Here is a 22616-nt window from a genome sequence, read left to right as displayed (position 1 = left end):
GTATATGACCTTAAAAATTCCGATGAAACCACTTTTTTTAAAAGAATTTTTGAGAAAATAAAAAATATATTGTAAAAAATTATTAATATTATTAATATTAATTAAAAATGTTCATTTCATGAAGAACGACGGTGCTTCCGGCTTGGGGGAGAAACACGCTTCCCCCATCTCCAAGACCTTGGCTCCGGTCTCCAAAGCGGTGTCGGCGATCGCCTTTTCGAAGGCCTTCTTGAGATCTCCCGGCGAGGCGGATATCCGGGCGTTCAGAACAAGTTTTCCTTCCCCAGTGAAGTAACGACCTCCCTTCAATCCATCAACCTGCATGCGGTCCTCCACCAGGCTCATTTTCGCCGATGCGGTCTCGGACGTCAGCATGACCTTGACGTGGCCTATGGTCTCTGAGGAAAAATCGTGGGCCACCTTCCTCATCAATGAGGTTACGAAGGCATTGATATCCAGGCGACCTTCGGCCACTAATCGGGCGTGAGCGTTGAACCAGCCCATGGATGCCTTCTCTACCGAAAATATCTTCTGGTCCACTTCCTTGGGCACCTTGGTGCTCAATTCGTTCGAAAGGATGATCTTGACCACTTTATCCAAGTTCATTCGGCTGAAAGCGGAACAGACGATGACCTCAGCGTCCGAGACCTCCTTGGACACCAGCCCAACGGCCTTCCCCAATTCGTCCTCGGTCAAACGGTCGGCCTTGGAGATAAGGAGGTATTCTGCTTCGCTGACCTGATGCGATGGGATGAGCTTTCCCCCGCCCAGCCCGAAACCCTCCGGTCTCTTCAGGGTCTCGGCGGCCCTGGTCCCATCCACCACCACAAAGAACGGCGCCACCTGGAATTCGTCTGGATACATGGTCCTAAGCGGTGCTACCACGGACCCCAATATGGCCGTGGATGTACCGATCGGTTCGGCGATGATCACATCGGGCCGACCCATTGCGACCAGGCTACGGGCGTTCTTGACGAACTCACCGAAATTAGCGCAAAAACAGCCGCCTAGCACATCCTTGACATCGAATCCGGCGTTCTTCATGTACTCGGTATCGACCAGTACGTTGCCCTGATCATTGGTGATGATGGCCACGGACTTTCCGTGCTTGGACCTCAGTTCCTTACCCAAGGCGGCGGCCAGGGTGGTCTTTCCAGCTCCCAGGTAACCGCCTAGTACCACGAATCGGGTCGGAGCCTTGTCTTCGGACTGCATGCTCGGGGTATCGTACCTTCAGCCTTATACGTTTCTTGGGACTCCAATATTACAGTCCCTCGATACGGATGGTGCGCCTAAGGAAAGCGCAGGTCTGACAGGGTATATCGATCACGCACTTCTGTCCTGCCGGTATGCCCTTTATCGCCGCCAACAGTGCCAGGTCCATTGGTCGATAGGGAGGATGGCGATTGTTCGCCGCCAGTACGTTCATCTCAGCCTGTGATAGGGCTTCGGAGGCGAAGCGGGACTGAGCGAAGTTCATGCACTGCTCGGCTTCCATGCTGCTGCACTGATCGCATCGTGTGCCAACCTTTACCACTGCACCGTAAAGATCGGCCAGGGGATCCACTAAAAAAATGCCTTGGTCCTTGCCGATGGTGATGAGTATCGCGTAGGGATTAGCGGCCGCGATCAGCTCCATGCGTGTGCCGCGCACCTTCTGCTCCTCCTTGATCGACCAGAAATCTCGCAGATGATGGTTGAGTTGGTAGATCAGTTGATGGTACTCGATATTTAACGAGTCCGCCAGTGTCTGTTTGTTTATCGGCACGTCGCGCGTAGAACGGTAAAGCTTGGTCAATATGCGCTTTCGCGGATCATGGTTCACAATGGAAGTGTAGGTTTCCGGGTCGATGTAGGAGATCTCAATGCGGCAATCTGAAGTCAATATCACTTGATTCTATTCTCCAATATTTAACTATTCATGCCGTGAACTCGAATTAATCTAATTGTACTGCAACCCGAGATATGTCCCGCGAGGTGTTCATAAGGATATGGTGGGTAATATCACGAAATGTCCAAAATGCGGAGCCAGATTGAAGAGTGACTATCTCTTCTGTAACTTGTGCGGATATCATTTCCCAGAGAGAGCTGAAACGATCGGATCGGGGAGCGGAAACATTATCACCGCCCCCAGGATCATTCTCGATGCGCCAAGACATGCACCTAGGTCCTTCCATCGCCAGGAGGGACCGTTGCAGCACAAGATGATCCTGTGCTTTCTCCTTACGGTCTGCGCCATGTCCCCGTTCATATCATGGCTGGGCGTCTTCCAATCTACGATAGGGTTTCCAGCATTCTACTCGGACAAGTTCTATGGACAGTACATTTCGCTGCTGGCCATCGTTGGAATGGTCGTGGGCCTATCGGACCGCCTGATCACTGATCATATGCAGAAACGTCTCGCCCTGCTCTTGGTGGGCGGGGGCAGCATAGGATTGGCCGGTATCGATGTGATGTTCATAATGGGCACCCCAGATACGAGCCTGGGGCTCATGTTGATAATGCCTGGTGTCGGGATCTATCTTGCGATCACCATTGGTGTCGCGATCATGATCTTCGCCATTCTGCCCCATGGAGCGGAGGCTGGCACCTCCCGGACCAACGTCGGCCACCTGGTCAGGCCAGGTTCTCAGGGTTGAGGCCTTTGAGATCGTCGATCACAAAGCGGCCGTCCTTGCGCACCAGCACCCCATCGAAGTATATCTCGCCACCACCCCATTCCGGGGTCTGCACCAGCACCATGTCCCAGTGGACCGCGGAACGGTTCCCGTTGTCCGCTTCCTGGTAGGCGTTCCCGGGGGTGAAGTGTATCGATCCGGCGATCTTCTCGTCAAAGAGCGTGTCCAGCATGGCCTTGTTGATGAAGGGGTTGACCCCGATGGCGAACTCACCGACGAACCTTGCACCCTCGTCGGTGTCCAGGATCGTGTTGAGCGCCTTGGTGTTCGAGCCTGTAGCCTCCACCACCTTCCCCTCTTTGAACTTCAGCATGATCTTCTCGAAGACCTTGCCCTGGTACAGCGTTTTGGCGTTGTAGGTGATCGCTCCGTTGACGGAATTCTTGACCGGAGCGGTGTAGACCTCTCCGTCTGGGATATTACGTTCGCCGTCGCACTTGACCACAGGAATGTCCTTGATCGAGAACGTCAGCTCCGTTCCGGGACCGACGATGTGCACCTTGTCGGTACGCTCCAACAACTTCACCAAGGGGTCCATGGCCCTGGACATCTTGGAATAGTCGAGAGTGCAGGTGTTGAAATAGAAATCCTCGAAGGCCTCGGTGGACATCTGGGCCTGCTGGGCCATAGCGGAGGTCGGCCACCTTAGCACCACCCATTTGGTCTTAGGAACCCTCCACTCAGAATGCACTGGTCCCCACCAGAGCTTGTTATAAAGGTCCATCTTCTCCGCGGGTACGTCGGAAAGCTCGGTTATGTTATACGAACCGCGCATCCCGATGTACGCCTGCGCCTTCTTCATCTTCTCCATCTCGATCTCGCCGATCTGAGCGATGGTCTTCTGGTCCGCTCCCATCAGTAGCTTTCTCATTATTCGGGCGGACCTCATGGTCACCATGGGGATCCCGCCGACCTCATAGACCTTGGACAGTAATACTTCCAGCATCTCCACCGGCATATCGAACGCTTCGATGTAGACCGTCTCACCCTTTTTCAATCTGACGGAATGATCGATGAGCACTTCAGCCAACTTACGCATTCTGGGGTCTAACATACGAGTCCGGTAAATTCCCTCGAGGGTATATCACGGTTGGGAATTTACGGCCCTTTGACCGCATCATAATAAAATGAACCGTGCCACGAATTTGATGGTTTCCGCGAATGGAACGCGATGAGGGGATGGGACGCTTCCCTGGTCATTATTTAGAATTCCGGACATGGGCGCTCATCTCCTCGTTCTTTTTCTATCCCATGTCAGACCCGCATGCATTTCTAATCCAATGACCAGGCGAAATACCTACCTTCCATCTTTTCCAACCTGATCGATACACCGTACAATCGGGTCAGGTTCTCCTCGTTCAGCAGTTCCAATCCCCCGTCCTTGAATATGGTGCCGTCCTTGACCATGACCACGCGATCGATCTCCGGTACGATATCTGATGGATCGTGGGTGACCAGCACCAGCGCACGACCTTCCTTTGCCAAGGATCTTATGGCCTGACGGACAAGGTGCTTTCCAGTCAGGTCCAGGGAATTCATCGGTTCGTCCAATATGAGGGCTTCCGGCGCGTTCACCAGCGCCCGGGCCATGAGCACTCGTCGCGCCTCACCGGTGGAAAGGGTGTGGACCCGGCGATGTGCTAGGTGATGGGAGCCCACTGAGACGAGGGCCTTCATGGCGACCTCCTCCATCTCTTCGGTCAGTTCCTGAGAGCGATTGGTGCCGATGGAACCGAAAAACCCGGACAGTACCGCGTCCAGGCAGTCCATGTCCCGGGAGAGGTCCGTCTGCAGGTCGGCGGATACCAGACCGAAGGCCTGGCGTAGGTCGAAGAGGTTCCAAAGCACCGTACCTTGCAGTTTGACATAGGAGCCTTCCACCGAGGTATCATGCCGGTGCTCGCCCACCATGGTCTTGATCAGGGACGATTTCCCAGAGCCATTGGGACCGAGGATCACCAACCTCTCACCGGACCTAATGATGAGATCGACCTCGCGCATTAGCGTGGACGAACCTTTGATCACAGACACCTTGTGCATCTCGATGATGGGATCGGAGAACATTCACACTCGTATCGAAAGAACGATATTTACTCATACCTCCGATCACGGAAGTTCAAACACTTTAATGCAACGAAATGAAAAAACCAAATGGATCCCAAGGGACATCTATGCAGACCGCTGGCGGTTGATTGGAAAGAATGATGGACGATATGAGGGCCTTTACTTCTTATTGCCCTTGGTCGCCTTTTTCTCCGCATTCTTTTTCTTCTGCTTCTGCAGATCCTTCTTGGACATTGCCATAGGGGCTGGAATTGGCTTGTTTGTACTTAACCGTAAGTATCATACCCGAATTCCTAATCCGCGACGCAGTATCTAGCAGCGCTCGACGGTTTGCTTTGAGATCGTTTTTCAATACCATTTTCTTATAGAACAAGTTCATTTGAGTCACCGATGAGCGGTGACAGGTACCGGTTCGAGGAGCCACTGATCGAGGGGCTGGTCGTCAAACGACCGAACCGCTTCATTATGGACGTCGTGGTCGATGGTGAGCACCAAAGGTGCCATTGTCCGACCACTGGGCGCATTGGTGATATCCGGTTCAAGAACGTGCCTTGCCTGGTGGAAAGGAGCAGGGACCCGTCCAGATCGACGTGGGGAACCGTAGAGGCGATCTCGCTCGACCCTCCCGACAAGAAGGAAAAGATGTGGATAGGCATCGATCAGAGCAGGGCAAACGACATTGTCGCGTTCTTCATCGGATCTGGTCTGCTGCATATGATGGTGGATGATGTTCGAACACTGAAGCGAGAGGTCAGGATGGGAGGCTCACGCATCGATTTTCTGATCAATGAGGAACTGTTGCTCGAGGTAAAGACCCCGTTGCACATGCTGATCGTCGAGGGTTATCCCGAGCACGTGTCCACGGAGGGTTTCACCTCGTTCGAAAGGACCATGCGTCACTTTACGGAGATATCGGAGCATATCCCCGAGGGAAAGCGAGGCATCGTGCTCCTCTGCCATCTGTACGACGCCCCTCGATTCCAGGTTCCGGTGACCAGAGGGGGACCGTCCGAGATGATGAGGGCGGCGGTGCGCCGGGCCACTGAGAAGGGCGTGGAGAACTGGCAGGCGAACTTCAGGTTGGACCGGACCGGTGTGGAACTTGGTGATTGCTTCGAATTGAAGCTCTTTGAAAATATGTCTCATTAAGGCGAGATCAAGGACGAAGCGATCGGCAGGTTTTGCATTCCATTCGGTGCGGTCGATCTGGAAAAGGTAAGTTCGATTCTGATCACGCTATGGTCGAACCTTTAGATCGGAGAGCTATCATTGACAAGATTGGATACGATCGAATTTAAATGATAGATTTCTAGATAAGAAGAATGGTGGGCTCAGCCGGGACCACCGATCATTTTGACTAGATAATATAAAATGATACCCTGTTCTTACAGTGCCATCTTGGCAAACCAACTGCTTCACATATACTAGTGAAACACCTTTTTTCTCATGATTGGAAGTTGCATTGAATTTCAATTGCGGATTCATCGTGATCAAAACGAGTTCAATTTCCATCCCCCTTAGTAAAGTACGGTGGTGGGTCATAAGAAGATTTGGAAAATTTCATAAATAAAACCACATCTGGTAAGTAATGATCGTGGGATGGTTAAAGCGCTCTTTTAGGTTCTATCTTCATGTTCCAAAGTTATGATCACATTTCCCTTTTTGTGCCCTTCATCGACATAGCGATGAGCCTCGGCGATCTGTTCCAACGGATAGTGCCTATCAATGACCGGTCTTATCTTGCCTGCCTCACACAGCTCTTTGAGGAAGATGAGGTCCTTGGCCTTTTCGCCCAGGGGCCTCAAACCCGTGGCCACAAACTTTGCTTTTTTCTGATTAGATATTGAAGACCATAACATGCTGAGCATAATTGTCAGGGTGGGGACGGTGGTGAGATAGACGCCTCTTTCCTTAAGTGAGCTTTTACAACATGAGAAAGAGCTCTTTCCCACTGCGTCAAAAACGATATCATAGGTCGGACCTGTTTTGGTAAAATCCTCCTTCGTGTAATCAACTACCCTATCTGCCCCTAGAGATCTCACCAATTCCAAATTTCTGGTACTGCATACCCCGGTAACCTCCGCCCCAAAGTGCTTGGCAAGCTGTACTGCGATAGAACCTACCGATCCCGAAGCGCCAATGATGAGGACCTCTTGTCCGCTCTGAATTTTTGCCTTGTCTCTAAGGAACGGCAACGCCGTCAATCCCGAATAAGAGACGGCGACGGCTTCCCCATAGTTCAAATTGGCCGGCATTATTGCCAAGGCTTCGTCTTCAGGCAGACATTTGTATTCAGAGTGCGCACCAAATTTGGAACCGCTGGATCCAAAGACGTGGTCACCTTTTTTGAATGCCTTAACATCTTTGCCTACTGATTCAATTTCCCCGGCAAGGTCGTCTCCAGGGATATATTTGGGTTTGAGGAGACCGGCGAAGAATCTTCCAATGATTGGCTTACCCTTTCGAAAGGCGCAATCCGCCGGCGATACTGTCGTCGCATATACTCTTATTTGCACCTCATTGTCCTTAGGAACCGGTTTCTCCACTTCCGCAAGCTGAAGAACTTCAGGCGGCCCGTATCTTGTGCATATTATCGCTTTCATGTCCTTCCCCCTGGCCATATCGATTGCTCAGTTTTTCGTCTTGACCTCTCCTACTGCAGAGCACTTAGTGAGGACCTGGAACTTAGTGAGGGAGGGGGGGATCAGGACCTTGCCGCTACGCTTGATGGACATAACATTCCGGTCGAAAAGCTCCCAATCGATGTCATCGGCGAATTCCAGCGTCTTGATGTCGTAGAATAGTACCGGTCCGCTGAGCGACTCCAGGTCCTTCCTTGTGACGAGGAGGGCGTTCAGGCTTCCGATGCGATAGTTTGTAGTACCGATTTCCTCCACTAGGGCGCGCATCACGATGGTCGTCAGCTCGCCTATGGAAAGGTCGCGTTTCTTGGCCTCTGCGGTAAATTTGGCATAAACATCATCCTCTATGCCCCGAATGGTAACGTCGGTCATGTTGGCAGCGCTCCTATCTCTTACGAGGTCTGCCGGTCGCAATTGCCGCGGCGATGAAGAACCCACCCACGAACATGGCGATCACCGGGAAGACAGTGGTCCAGGGAAAGGGGTACCCGAGTATGGCCAGGAACCAAAATGCTCCGAAGAGAAAGAGGCCGGCGCCGATCACTGAACCGAACCATCTCGCGGCCCTACCCTCACTCGGTTCCATTTGGACCATCGGGACATAGGTGTCCTCTGGGTCAGGCGTTCCCTTAGCTCCCTTCACCCGCAGCTGGCGGAGCACATTATCACGGAATGTGGTATCATTACCCAAGTCGTTCTGTGATGTTGTTTCGGTTGATTCTGTCACCATATCACCATTGCAACAAATGCACCATGTAATATTTATAGATTATTATCATGTTCAAAGAGGTCGACAAGGACGTTCTGGACCATGATCTGGAAAGGAGATTCGTTTAAGGTCCTGGCTCAATTCAAAACAGGACAAAAGAAAGATTTGAGTGATGCTGTGACCTACGAATGTACCTTAGCCGTACTTGGCCTTATGAGGGTCAATGAAGCATACAAAACGATGTTTCCACCCGAGCCAGCTATAAAGGCTGAAAACGTTTGAATTGAATTCAAAAAATAATTGTCTGGATAAGACAAGTGGTGGGCTCAGCCGGATTCGAACCGGCGACCTTCTGCGTGTGAAGCAGACGTCATAACCGCTAGACCATGAGCCCCTCGGTAGGCCATGCAAATGGGAAGGGGATATAAAAATGTTTATAGATTGGCGCCACCGGCTCACTCGTTGATGACCTGGGTCGCTCTGAACATACCGTCGTTGAACATCAGCGAAAAGTATCCGGTCTTGTGGTTGGTGGAGCGTAGCTTCACCGCCCTGATCCTACGCTGAACATCAGATTCCCCGATGTTCTGCAATTTGAGGGATATGACGCCATCCGCCAGATAGCCTTCCTCGAAACGGCTGCCGAACATCTGGTCCGGGGACGTCTCCGAGATCAGGAAAGAGGTGATCCCCAATTCCCTCAGCCACATGAAGAGGTAGAACAGATCGTTCCGCCGATCGCTGTTCAGCTGGGCCGCCATCTCCAGCACGTCCAGGGAGTCCAATACCAGGATGTCATAACCCATCTCCTTCCGGACGGTCTCGGCGTACATCTTGAATACCTGGAGCCAGGAACCCTTGGCCATCATCTCGGTGACGTTCTTGCGGATCATGGCCAGGTCCAGCACATAGACCTTGGATTGCACCTCTGGGTCGTTCATGCCCATGAGGTTCATCTGCTGCAATAGGTTCTCCTTGCTCTGCTCCAAGGTCATGTACACGCTTCGTGTGCCGTTGTTCTTAGCGTTGTTGTAAAGAATGCTGTAGCAGACCGAGGATTTCATTGTTCCAGGCGTCCCAGAGATAAGAATGACATGTCCCTTCGGAACTCCACCCTGGATATAATCATCGAAATTGTGAATATATGTCTTGACCCGGTCTATTTCGATGCCCATCCCCTCGCGGAAATATAACCTGTTATAGGTATATAATACCGTTTTCAGATTAAAAGGGCTGATTCGCTAGCGGCAGGGAGAGATTGAACTCATTTCCATCGTGGAATATATTGAAGAAACGAGGGTCGGTGTTCATTCCGCGCATCTTCACGCAGCGAATCCAGCGTTGCACTCGTGAATCGTTCATTTCGTGCATCGATAGCTCTATGATGCCGTCCGAAAGGTAGGCTTCACCCTGATTTGACTCGTCCCACTCATCGGAGGTGTTCTCTGAGATCACCAGCACGGTTATGCCCAGTGATTTGAACCAGTCGAACAGGTCCTTGAGGTCCTGCCTATTGAAGCTGTGTTCTGTGATGGCCTTGAACGATTCCAGGGAGTCGAGGACGAATATCTTGAACTCCATCTCCCGTTGCATCTTCTGCACGTAATGTAAAATCATATCCCGCCAGGTGCCCTGTTCCTCGCTCATGCTCTCTCGCATACCATTCAGGTCTGCCACTACCAACCGCCCTTCGGTTGCCGACAACGGCATTCCCATCTTCTCCATCTGACGCATGATCGACCGACTGCTCTGCTCCAGGGATAGGTACAGCCCTTTCGTCCTATCATCAAGGGCGGCCTTGTAAAGGATCGTGTAGGTAAGAATGCTCTTCATGGTACCGGGCGCCCCGTTGAAGAGAATGGTATGTCCATGGGGAATGCCGCCGCCCAGCACCTTGTCGAGCTTCGGGATCTTGGTCATTATCAGACCGGCATCGATCACCTTCGGTGGTGAGTCGACCTGCGATCGCAGCTCCTGAAATATCTCCTCGGTTATCCGGGCCATCTCTTCCTGGTCCACCGGCTGCTCGATCAATTCACCGGCCTCGAGCATCCTAGCCCTTAATTGAGCCTCCTCTAGCTCTGCCTCCTTGACCTCCAGTTGAGACTGCAGTGCCTCGAGTTCCGGCTGAAATTGACGTAACAGGTCCTCTCTGACCTTCTGCCTAAGCTCGTCCATATTCGAACGTTCGGACATCTGCTCGACGGCCTTTTCCTCTTCTAACGATTCGAGCCTCTGAGACCTCTCCTTCAGGCTTTCGGCCAAAGCCTCCAGTTTTCTCTCCTTTTCCACCAGGGCCTTCTCACGTCGCTCCAGACTGTCGCTCCTGAACTGTATTGTCGTGTCAGGTCTAGCCACCGGTATGGCTTCCACGGAGCGGATACGCATGGTGGAACACTCCTCGATCTTCATATTGTTCAAACGCACGGCGGAAAAGGTGACCTCTACAGGTTTGGTGACAGTGGGGTTCATGCTCTCACCGCAGCGACCACACTGCTCGTCCCTTGGACGCACTCCGAAGCCGCAGCGAGGGCATTCGTATCTGCTTCGGGGAAGCATGGGATCACTCACTTATGACCCGCGTCACTTGGAAATGACCGTTGTTGTATAGGAGAGAGTAGTAGGAAGGATCGTGGTTGGTCTCTCTCATTTTCACGCAGCGGATACGTCTTTGCATCTCCACGTCCCGGACGACCTGCATCTTCAATGTGATGATGCCGTCGGATAGGTATCCTTCATCGAACTTACCTTCGATCAGACGATCAGCAGAACTTTCCGATATGAGGAAGACCGTGACCCCTAGGTCGTGCAGCCATTCAAAGAAATAAAAGAGGTCGGTGCGGCGATTGCGTATCTCCGCCATCGTCTCCAGCACTTCCATGGAATCAATGACCAGCATGTCGAAGTCCAGGTTCTGCTTCAGATTGGAGATGTAGGTCTTGAACACATGCAACCACGACGTTCCGCCAGCGATCTCTTTGAGCTTCTTGCGGATGATGCCCAGGTCCAGCACATGCAACTGGTCCTTGACCTTTTCATTGTTCATGCCCATCTTTTCCATCTGTCGCATCAAGCTTTCCCGGCTTTGCTCCAGTGTCACGTAAACGGAGGTCCGTTCCGATTCCATGGCATGATTGTAGAGCATGTAATAGGTTATGGACGATTTCATAGTCCCGGGCGTGCCGGCAACCAGCACTATGTGCCCTTGCGGTATTCCACCTTCAAGGATGCGATCGAACCCTTCTATGTATGTCTTGAGCCTGCTGTCGCCTGCTTCCATCGTGTTTCCCCCGGACCTCGTGGCCGAACGAGGTTCCATGACCTTACCAGATATTAAAATCTCCTTGGACATTTATCAAATTCCGCGCAATACCACCTTGCGGACGTACTTGCGAGCGATCTCACCCATTCCAAGGATCACGCCTTCACCGTACGGATCGACCTTGCTCAAACGGGGGTCCAGGGTCCGTTCGTTCCTGAACTGCTGAAGCGCATACTTCTTGGCTCCGCCGATGAAAGCGGCCATGCGCTCTATGTCCTGGGCGTTCAGGTGATGCGGCACCACAGTGGTGCGGAACTCGTAATCGATGCCTGAGGTCATGATCGTATTGATGGAGCTCTTGATCGCCACCAGGTCCACGGAGGCACCGCACAGCTGGTCATATTTGAGGTCTAACGGTCCCTTGAGGTCCATGGCCACAAAATCGAGAAGGCCGGCCTTGATCAGGTCGTCCAGCATTTCCGGGTTGGTACCATTGGTGTCCAATTTGACCTTGAGACCCAATGCTCTGACCCTGGAGATCAGCTCGGGAAGGTCTTCGTTCAGAGTAGGTTCTCCACCGGTAATGACGACCCCGTCCAGGAAATCGATGTTTTCCAGAAGATATTCCTCGATCGATCCCCATGGAATCTCGTCCACCTCGGCGTTGGTGGACAATAGGTCGACATTGTGGCAGAAGGGGCAACGAAGATTGCATCCCTGAAGATATATCGTGGTGGCCACCATGCCATCCCAGTCAAGCAATGAGGTCTTAGCGAATCCAACTATCCTGGCGAGCATCCGGAAGGATGATGGGAGCAGGGGGCTATTAATCATATTCCCTGAGTATATCAATCGTCCTTGATGTCCACGATGTCGCCATGGACCTTGGCTTTCATATGGCCACCAGGACCGCCTCGTTCCTCCCGGGCCTTATCCACGCATTCCTCGCTCTCACAGACCATGGCGGCGAACACGTACTGCTTGGCCGGTCGACCGCAGAACTGGCATTCATACTTCTCGAAGTCCATGGACCGCCCAGTGATCGACGATGATAAAACACTTTCGAAATGATGATTTACGTGATTGATGTTTTCTCTATAGGGAGGAAGGATGTCTTACTGTTCCAAGTGCGGAAATCAGATCAGGGAGGGGGGATCGTTCTGCGATCGCTGCGGTGCACCGTCTGCCACGGGATACGCCGGACTGCATCAGGAGTCGGCAAACCCTTACGTTAATAACGTGACGTACACCTGGGCGGTGGACCGCAAGGACCCGATAATTGCCGTCATTCTGTCCCTATTGTTACCTGGAGTGGGACAGATATATGTCGGTAGGGTGATGAGGGGCATCGCCATCATAATACTGATGTCCCTGGTCGGCCTTTCCTTCGCTCCAGGATTGTTCTTTATCACGATGGAGAACCCTTTCGATTTCGTGTGGTGGTCCTTGATTGCTATCGTCATCTACCTGGTCTTCTTCGTCATACAGGTGGTCGACGCCTACCGATGTGCTGAAGAACATAACCGCCAGGGGAATGTGCCTAAACGCTACTGATCATTCCACTATGTGCAGCGAGAAGTGAACGGATGCGGCCGAATGGGTAAGCGCTCCTAACGAGATGATGTCGGCGTAATGCGCGTATTCCTTGGCTTTCTGCGGAGTGATACCTCCGCTGACCTCGACCTTGATCCTGCTCTCTATGGCCTTGATGGCGATGTAGCATTCCTTGGCCTGGGAGGGGGTCATGTTGTCCAACATGATGATATCGGCCGAGGCCCGAGCAGCTTCCTGGGCCTGCTCCAGCGACTCAACTTCAATTTCCACCTTCTTGCCGAAGGAATAGGCCTGCGCCTTCCGTACTGCACGGAAGACCCCGCCGACCACCGTCAGGTGGTTGTCCTTGATCAGAAAAGCATCGTCCAGTCTGAAACGGTGCGGGTCCCCTCCACCCAGACGTACCGCCTTTTTCTCATATCGACGGAATCCTGGCGTGGTCTTGCGGGTGGCGGCTATGACCACGTTGGGGTTTGCCTTGTGGCATGATTCCACCACCTGCCGCGTGAGGGTGGCGATGCCGCTCATACGCATGATGATATTGAGAGATAACCGCTCCCCAGCCAGTATCCCCTTCCAGGGACCGAGCACCTCCAGAACCTCTTGGCCTTTAACGACGCGCGCACCGTCGTCCGCCAGTGCATGGCAGGTGCAGCCTGTCCTTCGAAAGACCTCGATGGCCTCCTCGACACCGGCGATGACCCCGTCCTCACCAGAGGTGATGATCGCCCGGCCTGTACGGTCGTCTACCAAGGCCAGGGAGGTTATGTCCCCTTCCCCCAGATCCTCCTGGAGATAAAGGTCGATGAGGTCCATGCTCCTCAATCTCCTTTAACCGATATCAAAGCTCGTCTCAGACCTCGAACCAGTTACCGCTCTGGGGCATGAACACTTCATAATCCCCTTCCAGGTCCTGGGCCAGCTCTTCGCGGTTGTCGGAGTGCATCAGCACCACTTTTTCTGGCTGGCAACCTTTGATGAAGCTCAACAGCTCGTCGTGGTCGGCGTGAGCGGACAGATCGAAGGTCATGACCTCGCACTGGATCTTGGAAATTCCCTTCGGAGTCTCTATCACTCCCTTCTCCAACAGCATTCGGCCATTGGAGTTCTCGGCCTGATACCCGGTCATCATGACCGCGCTCTTGGAATTGTCCTTTTGATCGTCCAGGTAGTGCAGCACCGGACCTCCGTCAAGCATGCCGCTGGTAGTGATGATCACCTGTCCCCTTCGTGCCCTATCTCTGGCGGGGGCGGACCGCACAGGCTGGAACTTGCGCCTGGCCATCTTGAAGTCCTTGACGTTGCGCAGATAGTTCGGATAATCCAAGTACATGCCGTTGACGACCTTTCCCATTCCATCCACCCACATATCATAGTTGAGGTCCTTGAGGATCAACATGACCTCCTGCATTCGTCCGACGGCAAAGCATGGTATGATGGCCGTGCCTCCCCGCTCGACCACCTCGCGTACCTTCTGGATCAAAAGGGCTTCGCTATTCTTTCGAGGTGGATGATTTCGACCGGCGTAGGTGGCCTCGATGACCAGGTTGTCACACTTGACCGGTTTCGCTCCGTGGGTGAGCCAGGTGCTCTGAGTGTGCAGGTCGCCAGTGAACAGGGTGGTCGACTCTCCCTTTATCTCGTACATCTGCGCCCCGGGAATATGCCCTGCGGAGTGCGCCCGCACCTCCATCCCAGCGATGGAATGAGTGTCCCCTGGAGCAATGAACTTGAAGTTCTCCAAAGTACGGCGGACATCGTTTTCGGTGTAACGCAGGATATGACTATAATCCTCAGACTTGGCGATCTTGATGGAGTCCCGGAACAGCAGAGAGGCGACCTCCATGGTCAGATCGTTGCAATAGACGTCGCAATCCTGCTGTTGGACCAGTAATGGCACTGCACCGCTGTGGTCCAGATGGGAATGGGTGATGAACACCCCTTCGACCTTTGGGGCCGGCAACGGGAACTCCGGAGGTTCCTTCTTGACCAGACGGAGACCGTACTCGAACAATATATTGGCGCCCTGGTTTTCGACAAGCATACCTAGCTTGCCAACCATTTCGGCGCCGCCTAAGAATTTCAATTTCATATTATTTCAACCTCTTTGATCGTAATTATTCGCCCAGCAACTGCACTATCAACTCTCGTTGCCGTTCATGGACGTCCAGCTCCAAAAGCGCTACTTGCTGCCATCGTCCCATTTCAAGGCGCCCTTCATCGAAGGGCAGGGATACCGAGGCACCTAGGAACGTTGAGCGCACATGCGAGTGCCCGTTTCCGTCCCCCCAGCGAAGATGGTGCTGATATTCGATGTCAGATGGAAAGTTTCTCTGTAAGGCTCGAGAGAGATCCTCTCTCAGACCTGGCTCGTTCTCTATGGTCACTACAGCGGCGGTAGAATGGGGCGTGAATGCTATGGCCACGCCCTGCCGCATGCCCGATTCCGCGACCGTTTTCTCCACTAGCTCGGTTATGTCTACGACATCACCCTCGCCTTTGGTTCCTATGGTAGCTAACCTACGAAACGTTACCATCTGCTCATTCAGGCTACTCCAAATTCATATATACCATTTTTGGTGGAAGTAGAACTGTCAGGAAAGACGAATGTTCGAACATCATTGTTTAATATCGTGAAGGATGATATTTTGTTATGGGCGAGCTAGCCGTTGCCTTTGGAATGAGACGGCCGGTCCAACGTGAGAAGATTTGGCTTAACTCAGGCTTTAGAGTGCAACTTATAAAGATGGGGATCGAAAAGGCGGGTTCGGTGAACGAACTAGGACGCCGACTGGGTTATCGATCGAGGGTGCATCCCGGATGGGGAGTGGTGCAGATCATGCAGGGAAAGCAGGCCTTCCCCTTGAAACGGCTAACGCTCCTCTCGTCCTTCTTGGAATATCCCATCGAGGACATAATGAAATATGCCACCATGCCAAATCGTATAACCCCGGAGAGCACCAAGAGCGCATTGAGGATGTATGGCATGAGCGGATACATTCCTAGATGACACTGGCCCCCCGTTTTTCCAGAAGAAGTGATTTATAGTATCCCTGCCATAATGTAATTGTCGGACGACTGTCCGACCGAAGGTGATGGGATGGTATTTAGGCGGAGCGCCGATGAGGACGATGAGATCACCAATACTCTCATTGACCGCGGGGTATACCGCCTATCAGAGGTCTATGAGGACGAGGAGATCAAGAAGTTCCAAGATCTCAAGGTACCTTTCAGCTTTTGGAGCGCGGTGAAGTACTCCTTTGTGCTGACGATTTTATTATGGTGGTTGCCGGTTTTCGGGCAGATGGTCGCCGGTTTCGTCGGTGGCCGCCGAGCGGGAAAGCCCTGGAAAGGAGTCCTGGCCGCCCTGGTCCCCCTAACGGTCATCTTCGCCATCTCCAGCCTAGTGGACAGTGGGATCCTGCCCACGGTCATCTTGGGGGTGGATTGGACACCGACCGCCATCCTAAACAACCTAGGGGACCTGGTCCCGCTACTGGCACCGTACATCGTCTTCGCACAGATGTACCTGACATCGTTCATAGATACCATCCAGATCGCCACCGGAGTGCGCATGGACGTTTACATCATAACTGCCGCATTCGCTTATATCGGTGGCATCATGGCGGAGCAGTCCCGCCTGGAGCTGAACTACGTGGCAAGGCACGGCGGCAACTCCATGACGGTGGTCGTAGGCGGCGGAGAGAAAGCCTCTCCTGAGCCGGAAAAACCAGTGAAGGGCGGACGGCCTGTCGCCGCCAGAGCTCCCCGGGCCAGGGCGGAACAGAAGGTCATTCGTTTCTCGGACATGAAGGACGTGAACACTGTCTCCGACAACGGCTTCGCTGAGGAGTATGCCGGAAAGGGAGAACAGTGGTACGATGAGGGCGAGGAACCGGAAGAGGAGCAAATACACCGCAACGTCGCCGGGCTTGCAAAGCGCTCTGGGAAAAATAGCGGAAAAGGTAAAAACATCAAGCCAGGCGATTGGAAGTTCATTTAGGTCCGCAGAATACTTTTTTATAGACCTAGATTTTGTGGGACTTCGGCGAGAATTAAATGTTTTGTCCTAAGTGCAGAAGCATTATGAAGCCCGATAAAGGTGCTTTCATATGCAGAAACCCGATATGTGGTTGTGAGGTCACCAAGACCGGTGAACCGGTATGTTTCACCACCAGTGGAAAGGAAAAGGAGATGACCGTAATCGAAGGCAACGCTCCTACTTTGCCCCGTACTCGGACAGAATGTCCCAAGTGCGGACATCTTGAAGCTTTTTGGGTATTGAGACAGACCCGCGCGGCCGATGAGCCCGAAACCAAAATATTCCGATGCGTCTCCTGCAGCCACTCCTGGCGTGAATACTGAATCATGCTGATGGTGCGGAAAAGGTTTATTTTCCACATACGTTTGCTGGCTAAGACCCGGAGGGTACAAAATCGCGTCATTTTGTTCCTCCGGCGTAATCCGGCCTGAAGGTCATGCCGTGATTGATGTCGTCGTCCCCGATCCCCAGGTAACGGATCGTCATCTCCACGGACGAATGGCCCATTATCCTTTGGAGCTCCACGACTCAGCATTGTTCCGCTGCTTGACGATTACCAGGACGTGCCCGAGGTCTTTCCGGGTCGGGCAGGTGTCCTTGAATTCGCAGTCGAGATTCGCCCTCATGTGATCGTAGAACATTTCGATGAACTTCTCCAGTCTAATATCTTGTATTGTGTTCCCCCACCTCTGCTTATAACCTACAGTTTGCGGTCATCTCCGCTGTCCCACTCTTTCTTCATTATTCTCTATCATACCCGATCTTGGTCAGTATCCGGTTAAGATTTCATAATCGGACGGGGTTTTTCAAGGGGTTTAATATTAAATTTGGGGAGGGCTCCCTTATCCGATTTTCTCTGATATTACAATGGAACACAAAGTTTTATTCTGAGTCCGATTTGTAATCTTCCTCATGAAATGGAAGAAAAAATCTCAGTTCCTCCTGACAGGCGGCATAACCGTAATTATCGGTTTTCTCGTATCTTATAGCGGATTGGGCATGATTAATTATTACGCCTCGAGATATCATGAAACATACTGGCCACTATCTATGCAAATATTGGGCCTGATCCTGATGGTTTTGGGTGCGATCATAATCATCGTCGGGTACCTGAGAGAGGAATGATCGTATCGGGTTCGATCCAACGATCCAAGCTGATAAATTGATTCGTGGTTCGCGGCGATCGATGATCATACACTGCCCATCAAGTTCGTCGCGTTCCCGATCTCATGCCTGTCTTCCAGGGATAGGTGCGAGTACCACTTGATCAACGTCGCTATTGAGTCTCCGGTCTGCTGGGAAATCCAGCCCTGCCTGCCTATAGATTGTCTCGAATTTTTCCATGCTATTCTTCCCTCTTTCCGATTTTGTGTGTGCGGGAGAGGGCGCGTCATGCCCCGGTCGAGTGTCCTATCCTTTCTGAGTGAACTTAGGACCATAAATGAAGAAAACGAGGCCGGCATTACCGCACCTCAACGAAGGAATCCAGATGATCACTGTACCTTTTAATTTCAGCCAGCTTCCCTCCACGCAAAAGGTTTAATTAACACATAACTTTACTGTGTGGAAGGGGACCCAATGTTTCAGGCGAAGTTAAAAGCAGAGACCCTCAAAGGGGTTGTTGACGTCGTATCCACACTTATCGATGAAGCCAAGTTCAAGATCGGGGAGGGCGGCATTGTGTTAAAGGCCGTGGACCCCGCGCATGTGGCCATGATAGATCTTACCTTGAACAAGGACGCGTTCGAGCAATTCTCCGCCACTGAGATCGACCTGGGATTGGACCTGGACAAACTGAAGGAAGTTCTTCGACTCTCCAGATCAGGAGATCTGATCGAGATGCGCCAGGACGAAGAGCGTGGCCGTCTGATCATCATGGTGGGTAACATCACCCGCCGCATGAACCTTGTCAGTACCGAGGGTATGAGCGACCCCAAAGTTCCCAACCTGACCCTTCCGGCACGCATCACGGTCACCGTGGATGAGCTGCAGAGGGGCATCAAGGCCGCCGAGAGCATCTCAGACCACGTGGCACTGATGGCCAACACCGATGGGTTCGAGATGGTGTCAGAGGGAGATACCGATTCGGTCAGTCTAAAACTGCCCAAGGCCCTTCTGGTTGATCTGCAGTGCTCGGAGAGCATCCGCTCCCTTTTCCCAATGGACTACTTCTCCAACATGATCAAGGCCATTCCCAGTGGCACCAACGTCAATATCAACCTGGGCAACGACCTGCCGGTCAAACTGGAGTTCGACATAGCCTCGGGCAATGGTCAAGTGAAATACCTGCTGGCGCCTAGGATCGAGAACGATTAGAGGCGTAACCCCTTAACGATACTGTTCTCCGCCCCCGGCACTCGGACCTCCACGGTGATGAGGTCCCGCAATCCGGAGCGGGCGATCTTCTCTTTCAACAGTTCATCGATCTGAAAGATCCCAGCGGAGTTGTTCATGTCTATATCGATGAGAATAGGGCGCTCCTCTCCTTTGATCACCCTTACCTTATCGATGGCCAGAGCGCTTACGGAGTGGATGTTCACACTTCCACTGGCGAAGGGGATCCTCGCCCTTCCCTTCTCCATGTCCAGGGCGTCGGCCACCCGGACGACCCCCCCTTCCATCGTATAGGGGACAAAACCTTCGTGATGAGATATCATGGCATGTTCTATCTCCGCCACCATGAACGTCAGTGAAGGCTCGGTATACATTCCCTGTAACAGACGGCGCAGTATTGGCCCGGCCAGGACGATCGAGAACTCATCGTGGTTCTCCCGGTGCACCGATAGGCCGATGTCATGCGTCACCGAAGCCAAGACCACCACCAGTTCGGCGTCCTCCACCGTCAGTCCGTAGTTCTGTACCACCCCGGGGGAACGGCCGCTCCCCACCAGCAGCCTGAGCATCTTCAGGGCGTTGCGGGCTACGATGCGCACGTGGGTGGAACCGTGATCACTGAATCCCAGCCGGTCGATGGCGTTGATATTGGATGCTTTCCAAAGCGCTTTGAGCTCTTCGTCCGCGTTGATCCTTTCCAACATCGTGGCCAAGCGGACGTTCCCTTGGACCGGCACTTCGAACACCATGATCTATCCATACTGTCGCCATTAGATTATTTTATTTCTTCGTGTAACCGTAAAAAAAGGAACGTTAAAGAACGGGTGCGGTGGAAAATATTTTTAAGTCATGTTAGGATAATGGGTAACCCCCATCCCTTTAGGTGCTTTACTTTGCATGACCTTAACGAGAAAACCGTCAAAGAGCTTGAGAAGAAGGCCGAATTGTTGCGCCGTCACGTCATCCGTATGATCCACGCTGCTGGATCTGGACATCCCGGAGGTTCGCTCTCCTCTGCCGATATTGTGACCGCCCTGTTCTTCGAGATAATGGATCATTCCCCGGAAAGCGGTTCTTCCCTGGACCGAGACCATTTCATATTGTCCAAGGGGCACGCCGCCCCTATCTACTATGCCGCCCTGGCCGAGTGTGGCTACTTCCCCACGGAAGAGCTGATCACCCTGCGCAAGCTGCATTCCCGGCTGCAAGGCCACCCTTCCCGCGTCAAGACGCCTGGAGTGGAGATGTCCACCGGATCGTTGGGTCAGGGACTGAGCGTGGCCAACGGACTGGCGCTCGCCCTGAGATTGCAGGGACTGGACCGCAAGGTGTTCTGTCTCTGCGGCGACGGTGAGATGGCCGAAGGTCAGATCTGGGAGGCGGCCATGTTCGCCGCCCACAACCACCTGGACAATGTCATTTGCATCATCGATCGCAACGGCCTGCAGATCGATGGCCGGACGGAAGAGGTCATGGCCCTGGAACCTCTTGGTGACAAATGGAAGAGCTTCGGATGGAACGTGCTCTTCATGGACGGCAATGACATGTGGCAGGTGCTGGACACCATAGGGATGGCCATGGAACATAGCGGCTCTCCCACTGTCATCGTGGCCAAGACGGTGAAGGGGAAAGGAGTGTCCTTCATGGAGAACAACGTGGGCTTCCACGGGAAGGCCCCCGATGAAAAGGAGTATGAACAGGCCATGCGCGAACTGGGGGGATCGGCGTGAACTGGTCCTACGATTCTCAGCGCAAGAACTACGGCAAGGCGCTCGTCGAGCTCGGCAAGATCAGGAATGACATCGTGGTCCTGGACGCGGACCTTTCTGGATCCACCCGCACGGCGGAGTTCGGGAAGCTCTTTCCGGAGCGCTTCTTCAATTGCGGCATCGCCGAGCAGAACATGATGGGCACCGCCGCCGGTCTTGCAGTGGGAGGTATGACCGTGTTCGCCTCTTCCTTCGCCGTGTTCGCCACTGGACGGGCCTACGACCAGGTGAGGCAGTCCATTGCCTATCCTAACCTGAACGTGAAGATCGTCGCTTCGCATGCTGGTATTACCGTGGGCGGGGACGGAGCCTCCCACCAGACCATGGAGGACATCGCCTTGATGAACGCCATACCCAACATGACGGTCATAGTTCCGGCCGATGGCCCGGAGACCTACCGGGCGATCAAGGTCATAGCCGACCGCCCCGGACCGTGCTACGTGCGCATGGGGCGCAGCGACGTTCCCATCGTGACCCCCAAGGACGATAATTTCCAGGTGGGAAAGGCTTCAGTTCTTCGCGACGGCAACGATGTGGCGCTGGTCGGGACCGGGCAAATGGTGGCCGCCTGCTTGGAAGCGGCGGAAACATTGGCCGCAAAGGGCATATCGGTAAGGGTGGTCGATCTGAGCACCATTAAACCTTTGGACACTATCACATTGAGCAAGGCCGCCCGCGATTGCGGTGCGGTCGTTACCGCGGAGGAGCACAACATCGTCTCCGGCGTGGGTACACTGGTCGCCGCCGCATTGGCTGAATCATACCCCGTTCCAATGGAGAGGGTGGGCATGCAGGACGTCTTCGGTCAGTCGGGCGAGAGCGACGAACTGATGCGGGAGTACGGCATGAGCGCCAAGGAAGTGGTCGCCGCTGCCATCAAGGTCATGGAGAGAAAGAAATGAAGATATTCATCGACACTGCCAACATCGAACAGATCCGGGAGGTCAACTCCTGGGGCATCTTGGACGGCGTAACTACCAACCCCAGCCTTATCGCCAGGGAGAAAAAGGACTTCGCCACCATCGTCAACGAGATCTGCGAGGTCGTGGACGGACCGATAAGCGTGGAGGTCATCAGTCTGAAGTCCGAGGGGATGTTCTCCGAGGGAATGAAGCTGGCCGCGGTCAACGAAAACATAGTCGTCAAGGTACCTATGACCGAGGAGGGTCTGAAGGCCACCAAGTTGTTGGCCAACGAGGGCGTGAACGTCAACATGACCCTGATATTCTCGGCCAACCAGGCGCTGCTGGCGGCCAAGGCCGGTGCCAGATACGTCTCGCCCTTCGTCGGGCGATTGGACGACGTAGGTCAGGACGGCATGAGCCTCATCTCGGAGATCATGGACATACTGGACAACTACGATTACGACACCGAGGTCATCGTGGCCAGTGTCAGGGACCCCATGCACGTGACCCGATCGGCCCGCATGGGGGCGCATATCGCCACCATACCTTTCGATGTGCTCAAGAAGATGTTCAAGCACCCGCTGACGGACATCGGCATCGAACGCTTCCTGAAGGACTGGGAGAAGGTCTCTGGTGGACTTAAGTGAAGGGACGTTC

The 22616-nt window shown here is 53.3% G+C and carries 29 protein-coding genes and 1 tRNA gene; 12 read left to right on the top strand and 18 right to left on the bottom strand.

All coding sequences use genetic code 11. The annotated features are described in order from the left end of the window. Window positions 1–111: 111 nt before the first annotated feature. Both VMW85_02915 and VMW85_02910 read right to left on the bottom strand, forming a co-directional pair. A complete protein-coding gene (locus VMW85_02915; protein HUT26984.1) occupies window positions 112–1215 on the bottom strand; it encodes a GTP-binding protein in 1104 nt (367 codons plus the stop codon). Window positions 1216–1264: 49 nt separating this feature from the next. Next, the gene (locus tag VMW85_02910) at window positions 1265–1885 is read right to left on the bottom strand and encodes a hypothetical protein (GenBank protein ID HUT26983.1); all 621 of its coding nucleotides are present in this window, start codon (window positions 1883–1885) and stop codon (window positions 1265–1267) included. A 148-nt stretch (window positions 1886–2033) separates the two neighbouring features. On the opposite strand from VMW85_02910, the gene VMW85_02905 reads away from it, so the two are divergent. Then, window positions 2034–2639: a hypothetical protein gene (locus tag VMW85_02905; protein HUT26982.1), complete on the top strand. Its 606-nt coding sequence runs from the start codon at window positions 2034–2036 to the stop codon at window positions 2637–2639. Here the strand turns inward: VMW85_02905 and VMW85_02900 are convergent. Then, complete coding sequence (locus VMW85_02900; protein HUT26981.1) at window positions 2617–3732, bottom strand: aminopeptidase; 1116 nt, start codon at window positions 3730–3732, stop codon at window positions 2617–2619. The genes VMW85_02905 and VMW85_02900 overlap by 23 nt on opposite strands. A 218-nt stretch (window positions 3733–3950) precedes the next feature. Continuing rightward, window positions 3951–4742, bottom strand: coding sequence for an ATP-binding cassette domain-containing protein (locus tag VMW85_02895; GenBank protein HUT26980.1), 792 nt, complete (start codon window positions 4740–4742; stop codon window positions 3951–3953). Between the two features lie 390 nt (window positions 4743–5132). Between VMW85_02895 and VMW85_02890 the strand changes: the two genes are divergently transcribed. Continuing rightward, window positions 5133–5891, top strand: coding sequence for a DNA/RNA nuclease SfsA (locus VMW85_02890; protein ID HUT26979.1), 759 nt, complete (start codon window positions 5133–5135; stop codon window positions 5889–5891). Between the two features lie 467 nt (window positions 5892–6358). Here VMW85_02890 and VMW85_02885 read toward each other — a convergent pair whose 3' ends face one another. Genes VMW85_02885 through VMW85_02875 form a run of 3 tightly spaced genes read right to left on the bottom strand, consistent with a single transcriptional unit; the run spans window position 6359 to window position 8114 of the window. Next, on the bottom strand, window positions 6359–7363 hold the full coding sequence (locus VMW85_02885; GenBank protein ID HUT26978.1) for an NAD(P)-dependent alcohol dehydrogenase: 1005 nt from the start codon (window positions 7361–7363) through the stop codon (window positions 6359–6361). A 9-nt stretch (window positions 7364–7372) separates the two neighbouring features. Beyond that, window positions 7373–7756 carry a hypothetical protein gene (locus tag VMW85_02880; GenBank protein HUT26977.1) on the bottom strand — a complete coding sequence of 128 codons (384 nt, stop codon included), beginning with the start codon at window positions 7754–7756 and terminating at the stop codon, window positions 7373–7375. Between the two features lie 13 nt (window positions 7757–7769). Further along, entirely contained in the window at window positions 7770–8114 is a 345-nt protein-coding gene (locus VMW85_02875; GenBank protein HUT26976.1) for a hypothetical protein, read from the bottom strand. An 81-nt stretch (window positions 8115–8195) separates the two neighbouring features. On the opposite strand from VMW85_02875, the gene VMW85_02870 reads away from it, so the two are divergent. Continuing rightward, on the top strand, window positions 8196–8375 hold the full coding sequence (locus VMW85_02870; GenBank protein ID HUT26975.1) for a hypothetical protein: 180 nt from the start codon (window positions 8196–8198) through the stop codon (window positions 8373–8375). A 36-nt stretch (window positions 8376–8411) separates the two neighbouring features. Here VMW85_02870 and VMW85_02865 read toward each other — a convergent pair. The 6 genes from VMW85_02865 to VMW85_02840 form a co-directional block, all read right to left on the bottom strand. Next, window positions 8412–8487, bottom strand: a tRNA-Val gene (locus tag VMW85_02865). A gap of 61 nt (window positions 8488–8548) precedes the next feature. Beyond that, window positions 8549–9268 carry an RAD55 family ATPase gene (locus tag VMW85_02860; GenBank protein HUT26974.1) on the bottom strand — a complete coding sequence of 240 codons (720 nt, stop codon included), beginning with the start codon at window positions 9266–9268 and terminating at the stop codon, window positions 8549–8551. Window positions 9269–9317: 49 nt separating this feature from the next. Beyond that, window positions 9318–10652: an ATPase domain-containing protein gene (locus VMW85_02855; protein HUT26973.1), complete on the bottom strand. Its 1335-nt coding sequence runs from the start codon at window positions 10650–10652 to the stop codon at window positions 9318–9320. Between the two features lie 4 nt (window positions 10653–10656). After that, window positions 10657–11373 (bottom strand): ATPase domain-containing protein, encoded by a 717-nt coding sequence (locus VMW85_02850; protein HUT26972.1) that lies wholly within the window; start codon window positions 11371–11373, stop codon window positions 10657–10659. Between the two features lie 75 nt (window positions 11374–11448). Next, window positions 11449–12153: an anaerobic ribonucleoside-triphosphate reductase activating protein gene (locus tag VMW85_02845; GenBank protein ID HUT26971.1), complete on the bottom strand. Its 705-nt coding sequence runs from the start codon at window positions 12151–12153 to the stop codon at window positions 11449–11451. 50 nt (window positions 12154–12203) lie between these two features. Continuing rightward, window positions 12204–12383: a hypothetical protein gene (locus VMW85_02840; protein HUT26970.1), complete on the bottom strand. Its 180-nt coding sequence runs from the start codon at window positions 12381–12383 to the stop codon at window positions 12204–12206. Between the two features lie 82 nt (window positions 12384–12465). Between VMW85_02840 and VMW85_02835 the strand changes: the two genes are divergently transcribed. After that, complete coding sequence (locus VMW85_02835) at window positions 12466–12909, top strand: hypothetical protein (GenBank protein HUT26969.1); 444 nt, start codon at window positions 12466–12468, stop codon at window positions 12907–12909. Here VMW85_02835 and nadC read toward each other — a convergent pair whose 3' ends face one another. The 3 genes from nadC to VMW85_02820 are packed head-to-tail and all read right to left on the bottom strand — an operon-like array spanning window position 12910 to window position 15446. Continuing rightward, window positions 12910–13725 (bottom strand): carboxylating nicotinate-nucleotide diphosphorylase, encoded by an 816-nt coding sequence (gene nadC, locus VMW85_02830; GenBank protein ID HUT26968.1) that lies wholly within the window; start codon window positions 13723–13725, stop codon window positions 12910–12912. 37 nt (window positions 13726–13762) lie between these two features. Continuing rightward, a complete protein-coding gene (locus VMW85_02825; protein HUT26967.1) occupies window positions 13763–15001 on the bottom strand; it encodes an MBL fold metallo-hydrolase in 1239 nt (412 codons plus the stop codon). Window positions 15002–15026: 25 nt separating this feature from the next. After that, the gene (locus VMW85_02820) at window positions 15027–15446 is read right to left on the bottom strand and encodes a secondary thiamine-phosphate synthase enzyme YjbQ (protein ID HUT26966.1); all 420 of its coding nucleotides are present in this window, start codon (window positions 15444–15446) and stop codon (window positions 15027–15029) included. Between the two features lie 194 nt (window positions 15447–15640). On the opposite strand from VMW85_02820, the gene VMW85_02815 reads away from it, so the two are divergent. The 3 genes from VMW85_02815 (at window position 15641) to VMW85_02805 (ending at window position 17274) form a co-directional block, all read left to right on the top strand. Then, window positions 15641–15919, top strand: coding sequence for a hypothetical protein (locus VMW85_02815; protein ID HUT26965.1), 279 nt, complete (start codon window positions 15641–15643; stop codon window positions 15917–15919). Window positions 15920–16009: 90 nt separating this feature from the next. Continuing rightward, entirely contained in the window at window positions 16010–16912 is a 903-nt protein-coding gene (locus VMW85_02810) for a hypothetical protein (protein HUT26964.1), read from the top strand. A 56-nt stretch (window positions 16913–16968) separates the two neighbouring features. Next, complete coding sequence (locus VMW85_02805) at window positions 16969–17274, top strand: transcription factor S (GenBank protein HUT26963.1); 306 nt, start codon at window positions 16969–16971, stop codon at window positions 17272–17274. Window positions 17275–17350: 76 nt separating this feature from the next. Here VMW85_02805 and VMW85_02800 read toward each other — a convergent pair whose 3' ends face one another. Next, window positions 17351–17476: a hypothetical protein gene (locus tag VMW85_02800; GenBank protein HUT26962.1), complete on the bottom strand. Its 126-nt coding sequence runs from the start codon at window positions 17474–17476 to the stop codon at window positions 17351–17353. A gap of 387 nt (window positions 17477–17863) precedes the next feature. Between VMW85_02800 and VMW85_02795 the strand changes: the two genes are divergently transcribed. Beyond that, entirely contained in the window at window positions 17864–18076 is a 213-nt protein-coding gene (locus VMW85_02795; GenBank protein HUT26961.1) for a hypothetical protein, read from the top strand. Window positions 18077–18529: 453 nt separating this feature from the next. Then, the gene (gene pcn / locus VMW85_02790; protein HUT26960.1) at window positions 18530–19267 is read left to right on the top strand and encodes a proliferating cell nuclear antigen (pcna); all 738 of its coding nucleotides are present in this window, start codon (window positions 18530–18532) and stop codon (window positions 19265–19267) included. Here the strand turns inward: pcn and VMW85_02785 are convergent. Next, window positions 19264–20034 carry an HD domain-containing protein gene (locus tag VMW85_02785; protein HUT26959.1) on the bottom strand — a complete coding sequence of 257 codons (771 nt, stop codon included), beginning with the start codon at window positions 20032–20034 and terminating at the stop codon, window positions 19264–19266. The two genes, pcn and VMW85_02785, sit on opposite strands and share 4 nt — an antisense overlap. A 144-nt stretch (window positions 20035–20178) precedes the next feature. Here VMW85_02785 and VMW85_02780 point away from each other — a divergent pair, with 144 nt between their 5' ends. The 3 genes from VMW85_02780 to fsa are packed head-to-tail and all read left to right on the top strand — an operon-like array spanning window position 20179 to window position 22606. After that, window positions 20179–21015 (top strand): transketolase, encoded by an 837-nt coding sequence (locus tag VMW85_02780; GenBank protein HUT26958.1) that lies wholly within the window; start codon window positions 20179–20181, stop codon window positions 21013–21015. After that, a complete protein-coding gene (locus tag VMW85_02775; protein HUT26957.1) occupies window positions 21012–21956 on the top strand; it encodes a transketolase family protein in 945 nt (314 codons plus the stop codon). Before VMW85_02780 ends, VMW85_02775 begins: the two co-directional genes overlap by 4 nt. Then, window positions 21953–22606: a fructose-6-phosphate aldolase gene (fsa, locus tag VMW85_02770; GenBank protein ID HUT26956.1), complete on the top strand. Its 654-nt coding sequence runs from the start codon at window positions 21953–21955 to the stop codon at window positions 22604–22606. Before VMW85_02775 ends, fsa begins: the two co-directional genes overlap by 4 nt. The last annotated feature ends 10 nt before the right edge of the window (window positions 22607–22616 follow it).

The organism is Methanomassiliicoccales archaeon (genome assembly GCA_035527755.1).
In the GTDB taxonomy this organism is placed as follows: domain Archaea; phylum Thermoplasmatota; class Thermoplasmata; order Methanomassiliicoccales; family UBA472; genus UBA472.
Note: the sequence above shows the minus strand (reverse complement) of the source record. Positions and strands in the feature narration are given on the sequence as shown.